This is a genomic window from Blastocatellia bacterium (assembly GCA_016713405.1).
Taxonomy (GTDB): Bacteria; Acidobacteriota; Blastocatellia; order Chloracidobacteriales; family JADJPF01; genus JADJPF01.
On sequence record JADJPF010000024.1, the window covers coordinates 286,182 to 297,508 of the forward strand.

General features: G+C 33.0%; 8 protein-coding genes. 4 read left to right on the forward strand and 4 right to left on the reverse strand.

Translation table 11 applies throughout. The features are described from left to right. Positions 1-14: 14 nt before the first annotated feature. Positions 15-1,697, forward strand: coding sequence for a protein kinase (locus IPK14_25450; GenBank protein MBK7996593.1), 1,683 nt, complete (start codon positions 15-17; stop codon positions 1,695-1,697). 69 nt (positions 1,698-1,766) lie between these two features. On the opposite strand, the gene blaOXA is transcribed toward IPK14_25450, so the two are convergent. From blaOXA to IPK14_25470, 4 genes are all read right to left on the reverse strand, one after another. Continuing rightward, positions 1,767-2,555 (reverse strand): class D beta-lactamase, encoded by a 789-nt coding sequence (gene blaOXA, locus IPK14_25455; GenBank protein ID MBK7996594.1) that lies wholly within the window; start codon positions 2,553-2,555, stop codon positions 1,767-1,769. Positions 2,556-2,767: 212 nt separating this feature from the next. After that, positions 2,768-3,838 carry an HlyD family efflux transporter periplasmic adaptor subunit gene (locus IPK14_25460; GenBank protein ID MBK7996595.1) on the reverse strand — a complete coding sequence of 357 codons (1,071 nt, stop codon included), beginning with the start codon at positions 3,836-3,838 and terminating at the stop codon, positions 2,768-2,770. Positions 3,839-3,965: 127 nt separating this feature from the next. Beyond that, positions 3,966-6,329 carry an FtsX-like permease family protein gene (locus IPK14_25465; protein MBK7996596.1) on the reverse strand — a complete coding sequence of 788 codons (2,364 nt, stop codon included), beginning with the start codon at positions 6,327-6,329 and terminating at the stop codon, positions 3,966-3,968. 6 nt (positions 6,330-6,335) lie between these two features. After that, a complete protein-coding gene (locus IPK14_25470; GenBank protein MBK7996597.1) occupies positions 6,336-7,100 on the reverse strand; it encodes an ABC transporter ATP-binding protein in 765 nt (254 codons plus the stop codon). 241 nt (positions 7,101-7,341) lie between these two features. On the opposite strand from IPK14_25470, the gene IPK14_25475 reads away from it, so the two are divergent. The 3 genes from IPK14_25475 to IPK14_25485 all read left to right on the forward strand — a co-directional run bounded on the left by IPK14_25475 (position 7,342) and on the right by IPK14_25485 (position 11,190). Continuing rightward, on the forward strand, positions 7,342-9,747 hold the full coding sequence (locus IPK14_25475; protein ID MBK7996598.1) for an AAA family ATPase: 2,406 nt from the start codon (positions 7,342-7,344) through the stop codon (positions 9,745-9,747). A 432-nt stretch (positions 9,748-10,179) separates the two neighbouring features. Then, positions 10,180-10,428 (forward strand): hypothetical protein, encoded by a 249-nt coding sequence (locus IPK14_25480; GenBank protein MBK7996599.1) that lies wholly within the window; start codon positions 10,180-10,182, stop codon positions 10,426-10,428. 27 nt (positions 10,429-10,455) lie between these two features. Continuing rightward, positions 10,456-11,190, forward strand: a complete 735-nt coding sequence (locus tag IPK14_25485) for a hypothetical protein (protein MBK7996600.1) — start codon at positions 10,456-10,458, stop codon at positions 11,188-11,190. Positions 11,191-11,327 lie beyond the last annotated feature (137 nt).

Below are 11,327 nucleotides of genomic sequence, written 5' to 3' on the forward strand. Positions count from 1 at the left end.
GTTAGGAATTAAGGATGGATCAAAAACGCTGGGAACAAATTAAAACAATTCTTGATATAGCTTTAGAAAAAGATTCCTACTTGGTTGGGCCATATCTTGACAGAGTTTGTGCAGGTGATAGCAGTTTACGTACTGATGTAGAGTCTTTTATAAAAATGTTTGAAGAAACAAAAGAAAGCAACTCAAATAAACTAATAAATAACATTCCTTCTTATTTACCAAATCTAATAGAAACTACTAAAGATCAAAGTCTCAGAACTTCTAATTACAGTGAAAACCAAACAACAAATATAGATTTAAGTGAAATAAATAAAGCTTCTAAAGGAACTATTTTAGTAGTAGATGATTTGCCTAATAACTTAAATTTACTATCAGGATTGCTTTCTATGGAAAATTATCAGGTTAGTGTGGCAAATAATGGTCGTCGAGCATTAAAAATAGTTGAGACTCTTTCCCCAGATTTAATATTACTTGATATAAATATGCCTGAAATGGATGGTTATGAGCTTTGTACTTTATTAAAAGCTAATCCAAAAACTTCTGGTATCCCTGTTATATTTATAAGTGCTTTGGATGAAGTGCTAGACAAGGTTAAAGCTTTTGAAGTCGGCGGAATTGATTACATAACTAAACCTTTTCAAACTAAAGAAGTTATAGCTCGTGTTGAGAATCAGTTAAAAATATTTCGTCTTCAACAAGAATTGCAAAAAAATATTGAAGAATTAGCTAAGAAAAATCAAGAATTAGCTGAAAAAAATCAAGAATTGATTGAGTCTTATAGAAAAGCAAATCATATATTTACAGTTCTAGCTCAAGCTTTGCCAGGCACTATATTAGATGACAAATACAAACTAGAAGAAAAAATTGGTTCAGGTGGCTTTGGTGCTGTTTATCGTGCTACTCATATTCCTATGAAACGTGCAGTTGCAGTAAAAGTCTTTAGGCCAAGTTTAGGAAATGACTCTATTAGTGAGCTTGAACGGTTTCAAAGAGAAGCTATTTCTATTTGTCGTGTTAATCATCCTAATGCTGTAAATGTCTTTGATTCTGGCATTTCCTCACAAGGTATAGCTTATATTGTGATGGAACTACTTACAGGACATACTTTAGTTAAAGAATTAAAAGAAAAAACAGTAATTTCTTTACGTCGCTGTGCGGAAATTTTGCTCCCTATTTGTGAAGTTCTTTCTAAAGCACATTCTGAAGGTATAATTCACCGAGATATCAAGCCAGATAATGTGTTTTTACATCAAACTACTTTAGGTGAAGTAATTAAAGTAATAGATTTTGGGATAGCTAAATTAATTAAAGAAACACCAAGCTTAAAATTTAGTGATTTAACGGCTGTAGAAGGTTTTATAGGCACTCCTAATTATATGGCACCTGAGAGAATTCAAAATGTTGACTATGATGGAAAAGCAGATGTTTATAGTTTAGGAGTTATGCTTTATGAAATGTTAGGAGGCCGGCGACCTTTTTCATCTAGTATAGGTAGTTCCTTTGGCGTTCTTTCACAACACTTAAATGAAATTCCTCCATCAATTAAACTGCTTAATCGTAGTATTCCTGACCCTATAGAAGCTTTAGTAATGAGAACTTTAGAAAAAGACCCAAACTTACGCCCAACAGCAAAAGAGCTAGGCGAAGAATTTCTTAATATATTGATTGACCTTGAAACAAAATCTATGTTGCCTTAAACACAAAAAATTAAAAGGCCAAATAAATTATTTATTTACCTGACCTTCAAAAAAATTAAGCTTTCTAAACTATTTTGATAAAACCCCTAATTCTTTTAATGCTTGTTTAGTTAATTCTACTCGTGCTTTTGGAGGTACTATTTTACTATCAGAAAGATTAGTAGCAAAAACATAAGTATTTCCTTTTGTTTCAACAAAACCAACTAACCAACATAAAACATTATTTTCAGCTAAAAATCCTGTTCCAGTTTTAGCATAGATTTTATAGTCAGCAGTTTCTTCTAATAACATAATTTCTTTTAAGTTCTTTACTGTATTTGAGGAAAAAGGCAATTGGTTTTTATATAATGCTGTAAGAAATGTTATTTGTTCATTAATAGATATTTGCAGGCTGCTGTTTAACCAAAATTGGTCAATTCCACCAGAAATATCATGATTTCCATAATTAATTTTAGTTAAGTAGTTAGACATTTTTTCTGGGCCAATTTTTTTAGCTAATTCCCGGTAGTACCAAAGAACAGAATGCTTAAAAGCAGAACGCAAACTATGATCTCGGTTCCATTCTGAAGAAAAATTATTTTTTCTAGGGTATTTTTCCTCATCCCAAGTAGTGGTTAAATCTACATTTGTAACTACACTTGTTTCTAGACCTATTAATGAATTAGGAATCTTAAAAGTAGAAAAAGGGGAAAACCGCTCATTACAACGAGCTTCATTATAGCGTTGATAAGAGTTTTTCTGTAAATCATAAACAGCAAATGCAGTTGTTTTGTTATGAAAAACCTTGTCTAAGTCTTGTGCAGTCGCTTGACCGCAAAAAAATAGTAGCAATACTAGTAAACCTAGTAATTTCATCATTTGTTATTTACCTTTCTGATTGATTTTTAGGTGGCAAGCTTAAGCGATAGAAAGGAAATTTTATTAGAGGTGCTACCACAGTTTAGAATGTGGTAAAACATAAAATTTGACTGAGAAAGCAACGGTTAATAGATAGGATTAACAACAACTTTCATTTGTAAATATCACATATATGCTTAAAATTAATTTTTAAACAAGTTCATATTTTTCTATTACTTATCAGCAGAAGTTGTTATAACTATTCCTTCAATAACTTGGTTTGAAGGATGAGTTATAACTATTTGATTTTGCTTGAGGCCAGAAATAACTTCAGCCTCAGAATCTGTAATATGATCAATTTTTACAGCACATAATTTTGTTAGTTTGTTTTCTACTACAAATACATACCAATCATCATCTTTTCTAAATAAAGCACTTATTGGTAGTTTTAAGACATTTTTCTTTTCCCAAATAACAATTTTAGCTTCTACTCTATAACCATCTCCCAAAGAATCAGGTATTTCTAATAGATCAGCTATTACATTTACTCGTTGCTCTTCAACACCTAAAGCAGAAATTTTTGTAAAAGCGGAAGGTTCAATTAATCTAACTTTGGCTTTTAAGGAACTTTTTCCTCCCCAACCTTCAATTATTACTGTTGAACTACATTTGATTTTTACTGCATCAGTTGAAAGTACATCAATAACAATTTCTAGTTTTTGACTGCTAATTTCTATTAATGGAGTTCCTGCACTAACTACACGTTCATTTTCTTCTATTATTTGTAAAACTTGTCCTTTAATAGGAGATTTAACACTTACACTTTCAGTGTCAGCAGTTGAATTATTTTCTGATACTTTTAGCAGTGTAGCTTTAGCCATTTCAACTTCTGAACTAGCAGCATATGCCCGATATTTAGCTTCTGTTAATTCTTGAAAACACATTTGTTTATTGTTTTCAAGGCGTTCAAAATCTTGACGCGAGATAATCCCATTTTCTACCAAAGTTTTAGAGCGATTAAATTCACGTTCTGCTTGTTCATAGTTAACAGTTAGCCGCTTAATAGTTGTATCAGCTTCTTTTTTTAATTCTTCTGCTTTAGACAAACGGGCTTTTGCTTCAGCTAACTGGCGTGAATCTAAAGGAATACTAGGAGTTGGAGTTATTTTAGCTATTATGTCATTAAGTAAAACTTGATCACCGCGACGAAGTTTTACCCGTGAAAGTTTACCTGAAACTGGTGCTGTAACTAAAAACCTATCTTGAACTCGTGTTTTACCCTCAGCCGTAATTACTACTTGCATTGGGCCACGACTTACTAAAGCAGTTTCTACCTTGAGTGGTTCGGTTTGAAACGCAAAAAAACAAGAACACCTATTGCTAATATAAATAAAATTGAAAATAAATGTTTAAGTAGGTTTTTCATGGCGTTTACTCCCTAGTTTTTAATACTTCAATTAAATCAAGTTGGTGCAACCGCCTTTGGACTATTATGCTTGAAACTAATGCTGCACAAATTGTGATAATAAAACTTACTGCTAAATTATAGCGACTAATGATCAAAGGTAGCCTTATCATTTCAGTATCTATTGCCGTTACAATTAAATGACAGAAAAAATAACCTAGCAAATAACCAGTAGGAATAGCTATAAATGTTAATAGCCATTGTTCACCTAATAGCATTGTACCTATTTCTGAAGTTGTAAAACCTAACACTCTTAAGCTAGCTAGTTCTCTTCCTCGTTCAGATAAAGCAATTCGCGCACTGTTATAAACCATTCCTAAAACAATGGTACAAGCAAATGAAATAATAATTGTGGTAGAAATTCCCATTGTTCGGGCAAGGGTGTCATTAAAATTATTTAGCACAACTTCTGGCACCATAACACTACTTACTGTTGGAATATTTTTAAGTTTTGCATAAAGTTGTTTTTTTTCTTTTCCATCTACTATTAAGCGTGCGCCATTAATTACTTCACCTTCATTTAACAGTTGATTTAAGCTATGCCTATTTATATAAACTGATAATCCCAACACTTCATCAGCAACGGCTACAACAGTAATATTGCGTGTTAGTTTTTTCCCAACCAAAGTTTCAAACGTTAGTACATCATTTATTTTTACCTGCAAAATTTCTGCTAGCTTTTTGTTTATTACTATTCCATTAAGAGGTATCTCAACAACATTATTATTAGTTTCTGTAATTTGGTGTAGCTGATTGTTAGGATCTAGTCCTAATAATGCTACTCGTCGCGTTTTTTGACCAAAACGTAATCGTACCGGTACTGTGCGATAAGGTTCAACTCTCATTACTCCTGATAAACTAGCTAAATTATAAGCTGCTGTAATTGACCTAGGTTCAAAGAAAACTACATTGGCATCTTCACGCTGTGTTTTATCAAATTGAATATAAATAATTTGAGTTATTGCGTCATGAAAATAAAAACCTACAACTAATAATGACACAGACATTGCTATTCCAAACATAGTTAGTAAGGCTTTGAAAGGGTTTCGTTCAAGGTTGCGAATTATAGTTCTTGTAGATAAAGGCAATAGATTTTCTAATCCTAATTTTGCTAGCCAACCAGGACGAAATTGGTCTGGGGCCTCTGCTGACATTGCTTCTGCTGGGGAAAGTCTAATAACTTTTTTTACTGCACTAATTGTTCCAATTGTAGTTGAAAGAAAGCTGATAGCAACAGCACTAGCAAAAACTGCTAAATCAAATTTATATTGCAAAACAGGGAAGTGAAAAAACTCTGTATAAATCTCAGTAAGTTTATAGCCAAAATACCAACCTAAGCCCGCACCTAAAATAATCCCAAAAGAAACTGCCAATAAACTTAATTTTAAGTAGTGAATAACTAAACTTATGTTTTTATAGCCAAAAGCTTTTAATACTGCGATTTGTTCACGTTGTATTGCAACTAGTCGAGATAAAACCAAATGTATTAGAAAAGCTGAAACAGCTAAAAATAATGCTGGTGTTAGAGTTCCATTAACTTTAAGCTCTGCAATTTCATTTGAAACAAAATGATGTGATATTTGGTCTTCACGACCATATGCACCTAAACTACCATAGTTTTCTAATAATAAATCTAATTTTTCAATTACTGCTGTTTCGTTAGCTTGAGGAGATAAAGATAAAACAACATCATTAAATGCCCCCTGCATATTAAAAGCCGCACCTAAAGCTTGATCCCCCATCCAAATAACTGCAAAACGTCGGCTATCTGGAAACATTTCTCCACCACGAATTTCATAAATAAATTCTGGAGAAAGTGCTAAACCAACAATATTTAATTTTGTCCATCGACCATTAATAATTGCACTGATTGAATCGCCTGGCTTAAATTGATTTTTTTCTGCAAAAGCAACACTAATAATTACTTCATTACGATTATTAGGGCTAATCCAACGTCCAGATGTTAAATGTAAATCATTTAGAATAGGCACTTGTTTTTCTGGAATTGAAATTAATCTAGCTGAACCAGGTTCATTTAACCCAGGCACATCCAGCGTTACTTCAGAAACAATTCGTGTTTGAACAGTAGCTACACCAGGTATTTGCTCTATTGATGATTTAATAGAGTCTGGAGCGCGTTTTACTTGCACAAAAACATTAGCAAAACGATAGCTAGAATAATAAGTATCTTGTGTAATTAATAGAGATTGATAGATATTTCTTAAACAAATAAAAGCAGCAATTCCACAAGCTGCAACTAAAGTAATTGCAATTATTTGACCTCGCATATGTAATAAATCACGAATTAATTTGCGATTTAACATGCTCATAAAAACCTACCATTCTAGGTCTGCGGGTCTAGCTTTCTTTTGGTTATAGCTAATATCTACAATTTTGCCGCTACCTAATCGAATTACTCTATCAGCCATTGCTGCAATAGCCGCGTTATGGGTTATAACGGCTATTGTAGTGCCTAGCTGTTGATTAACTTGCTCTAATACCTCTAAAACTAACTTTCCTGTCTTAAAATCTAATGCTCCTGTTGGCTCATCACAAAGCAGCACATCAGGTTGTTTAGCGATTGCTCTTGCAATAGCTACTCGTTGTTGTTCACCTCCAGACATTTGCGCTGGAAAATGGTTTAATCTATCTCCTAAACCAACTAATTTAAGAGCTTCTTTTGGTTGCATAGGATGTAGTGATATTTCTGTTACTAACTGAACATTTTCTAAAGCTGTTAGGCTAGGAATAAGGTTGTAAAATTGAAAAACAAACCCAATATGCTCCCGACGAAACCGCGTTAATTCACTTTCATTTGCTGTTACTAAATTATGATCACGAAAAATTACTTCTCCACTAGTAGGAGTGTCTAAACCACCTAAAATATTTAATAAAGTAGATTTACCACTTCCTGACGGGCCAAGTAAAACAACAAATTCTCCTTGAAAAAGCTCAAAATCTACTGAATTAAGTGCATAAACTTTTATTTCTCCCATTTGATAAGTTTTTGATAAGTTGTGGGCAGAAAATATTACTTCTTTAGAAAAAGATCCGTGATTCCCTCTAAGAATGTTTTTTTCTACTAGTGTATTTGTAATCATTTGCCCACCTAATAAAATTAAAATCAAGTTTTTAATGCTTTTTATTGTGTCAAAATCCCCAAATTTAATTCTTAACCACCATTAATGCCATCTACTTATAAGTGCTACTCAATTTCTATGCCAAGTTTTTCAACTTAAAGCCAAAATAAATTTTTTATGAGTTGATTTTGTGGTAACTTCCAAAACAGCTTTTGCTAGAAAAACTAGAGTTCTAGTTTTAATTCTATTTTATGGAGATTTAATGAGTGTAACCCCCTTAAAACCAGAGCAGTTATATCAACATTGTGATCCAGCAATTTTTCCTTTTAATACTAGCGATGAATTAGAAGAATTAATGGAAATTATTGGGCAAACTAGGGCCATAGAAGCAATAAGGTTTGGAATAAATATTAAACAAGAGGGTTATCACCTTTTTGCTTTAGGTTCTTCAGCAATAGCTAAACAATCTGTGATAAGACATTTTCTTACACAAAAAGCAAGCCAAGAAATAACCCCTTATGACTTATGTTATGTAAACAATTTTGAAAAACCAACTCACCCTAAACTCTTAACTTTGCCTCCAGGCAAAGGATTAGAGCTACATAAAGACATAGTCCAATTAATAGAAGAATTGTATGCTGACGTACTTGCTGCACTTAAAAGTGATGAATATCGAAGCCGTAAATCAGCCATCAAGAAAAAACTCAAATCACAACAAGACAAAGCCTTCCAAGCTTTGCAAAAACGCGCTAAAGCTAAATCTATTACTTTAATGCAAACTCCAGAAGGAGTAGTTTGTGTTCCAACTAAAAAAGGGCAAGTAATTACTCCAGAAGAATATGAAAAACTTTCAGAAAGTGAACGTGAAGAGATAGAAGAAAAAATAAAAATCTTTACAGAAGAATTTATAAATCTAACACATAAAGAACTACAATGGCAAAAAGAGACAAGAAAAAAGATAAAAGAGCTTAATAAAGCAATTATTTCATTAGCTGTAGGCAATTTAGTTGATGAACTTAAGAAAAAATATATAGATTTACCTGCTATTATTGATTATTTGTCAGCAATGCAAAAAGATATGATTGATAATTCAGGTGTTTTTCTAAGCAATGGTAAACCTTCAGAAAAAACTTTTTCCGTTAAAACAAGAGCCTCACAACATAAAAATTTATCATTACTAGCTCGTTACCAAATAAATTTGCTAGTAGAACATAGCCAAAACCTAGGCGCACCAGTTATTTATGAAAATAACCCTACCTACCATAATTTATTTGGTCAGATTGAACATAAAACCCATTTAGGGTCATTAGTAACAGATTTTAGTTTAATTAAAGCTGGTGCATTACAAAAAGCTAATGGAGGCTACTTGATATTAGACGCAGACAAAGTTTTAACTCAACCTTATGCTTGGGAAGGTCTAAAACGAGCTTTATTTTCTAATATACTTAAAATAGAATCACTAGAGCAAATAGTAAGCTTAATTAGCACTGTTTCTTTAAGTCCAGAACCTATTACACTAAAAATTAAAGTTGTATTATTAGGCGAAAGAGAACTTTATCACTTACTTTATCAAGTAGATCCAGAATTTAAAGAACTATTCAAAGTAGCAGTAGATTTTAGCGAAACCATGAACCGCAGCCAAGAAACTCAACTTCTTTATGCCAAAATGATTGCTAATTTAGGTCGAAAAGAAAATTTATTACCCTTTAATCGTCAAGCAGTTGCAAGGATAATAGAACAAAGTTCGCGTCTTGTTGGTAATTCAGAAAAATTATCTACTCATATGAAAACAGTTTTAGATCTAATGAGAGAATCCGATTATTGGGCAAAAGAATTTGGCAATAAATTTATTGGTATTAGAGATGTAGAACAAGCCATAGAAAAGCAAATACAACGAGTTAATCAATTTCAAGAAATTTTACAAGAACAAATTAGCAAAGGGCTGCTTTTAATAGACACTCAAGGGGAAAAAATAGGTCAAATTAATGGTCTTTGTGTTGTCCAAATAGGCAATTTTTCCTTTGGTTATCCAACACGTATTACAACTTCTGTTCGTTTAGGAAAAGGTGAATTTATTGATATTGAACGAGAAGTTGAATTAAGCGGCCCAATTCATTCTAAAGGTGTGCTGATATTAGCCGGGTTTCTAGGCTCTCGTTACGCTATTGATAAACCTCTATCACTAAAAGCTAGCCTTGTCTTTGAACAATCTTATAATTTAGTAGATGGTGACAGTGCTTCATCAGCAGAGCTTTATGCTTTGCTATCAGCCTTAGCCGATTTACCAATCAAACAATCTTTAGCCGTTACAGGTTCAATTAATCAACGTGGTCAAGTACAGGCTATAGGCGGAGTAAACGAAAAAATAGAAGGATTTTTTGATATATGCAACCAACGAGGATTAACCGGCCATCAAGGAGTTTTAATTCCATCATCTAATGTTAAAGATTTAATGCTAAAAAAAGAGGTAATAGAAGCTGTAAGAAATAATCAATTTTATATTTATCCAGTAGAAAATATTGACCAAGGCATAGAACTTTTAACAAGCACAAAAGCAGGTGAAAGAGCTATTGACGGCACTTTTCCAGACGGAACCGTTAATTATAGAGTAGAGAAAAAGCTATTAGAATTAGCAAAAAAACGCTTAGAATTTAGTAGAGGTACATAAGGCTAATATAAAACTTTGTTAAAAATAAATATGTTTTAAAGGTTAAAACAAAAAATAATGAGTTTATAGCTTTTTTATGGGAGCAATACCCGTTTATGACTAATTTATAAGCGAAAGTTAAACGGAAGTAAAGATTGCAAAACAAAGGGATAACTGTTTACCTAAGAAAAACTAGCAAAGAGGATGCAAGAAAAATGGTAGCAGGATAAACTTAAGAGAAATTCAGCAAGCAAAGATAGAAGAAAAATGGAAACAAGTAGGATCAAGGCGGTAGATGAAATGGTTAAAAATTTGAAAGAGAAAATAGGAGAGAAAGAAGATTTTCAAGCAATAAGTGAAATCGTAAAAAGAAGGACAAAAAGTAAGTAAAGCAATAATGCAAGAAGTAATAAATGAGCAAGGGGCGAAAGAACGGGCAAGAGAAAAATATGTGTGTCAAGAATGTGGAAAATGCTTACAAAACAACCACAAATGAGAAGCAGAATAGTAGAAAGCTTAAATGGAGAAATAGAGATAGAAAGGCCATATTTTTACTGCAAAAGCTGCCAAAAAGGATATCAACCATATGACGAAGAAATGAAAATAGCACCACAGAAAAACAATATGATTTGCAAAGGGCAGCAGCAGAACTATTTAGTGAAGTACCATACAAAAGAGCAAGCCAAATATTTGAGCGACTAACAGGGATAAAAAATCACTGACCATTGTATGCAAGAAATAGCAAGTGAAATGGGACAGGCAGCAGATAACATCAGAGTGTTGCCAAGCCAAACTAAAGTAGAAGAAATAATAGAGCAAGCAACAAATGGCAGAGTATGGAAGCCAGTGCTAGTAGTAGCAGCAGATGGAGCGCATTTGCCAACTAGACCTCAAGCTAGCTCGCGCTCAGAAAAACGAGGAAAAGGAGAGTGGAAAGAGGCTAAGGGATTTAGAATATATTTAGTGTGTCAGGACAGAATAGAACAAATAATGAGTTGGCATAAAATTGCAAATGAAGAGGAATTTGGACAAGCCCTAAGTTTTGCATCAACACTAATACCAATGGAAAAAGTTAGAATAGCATTACTAGGAGATGGAGCAAAATGGCTATGGACACACTTAAAGAGAGCATTTCCAACAGGAACAGAAATATTAGACTACTACCATTGTTCTGAGCATATCCATAAAATGGCTAAACTCCTCTTTACAGAGCAAAATGAGCAGGCTTTCTTTATTGAGTCCACTATGGCTAAACTCAACTTTGGTGAGGTAGAAAGTGTTGTTGCTAGCCTGCAAAGAATCAAAGCCTCTACTTTAGAGATTGAAGATGAAATACGTAAACTGATTTCTTACCTCAAATCCAATAGCCATCGTATTGATTACCAATCTTTCAAACACAGTCAATTTCCTAGAGGCAGTGGTGCTATTGAATCTGCTAACAAGTTTATTTGCCATGTTCGATAGAAGCGTTCTGGGGCTTGGTGGTATCAAATCAATGGTAATAAAATGTTGCTTTTTGCGTTGTGCTTTTCTAACGATACTTTGACCAACTTTTTACTCGTTATAAACTCATCAATAAATAGTTATAAACGGGTATTGCT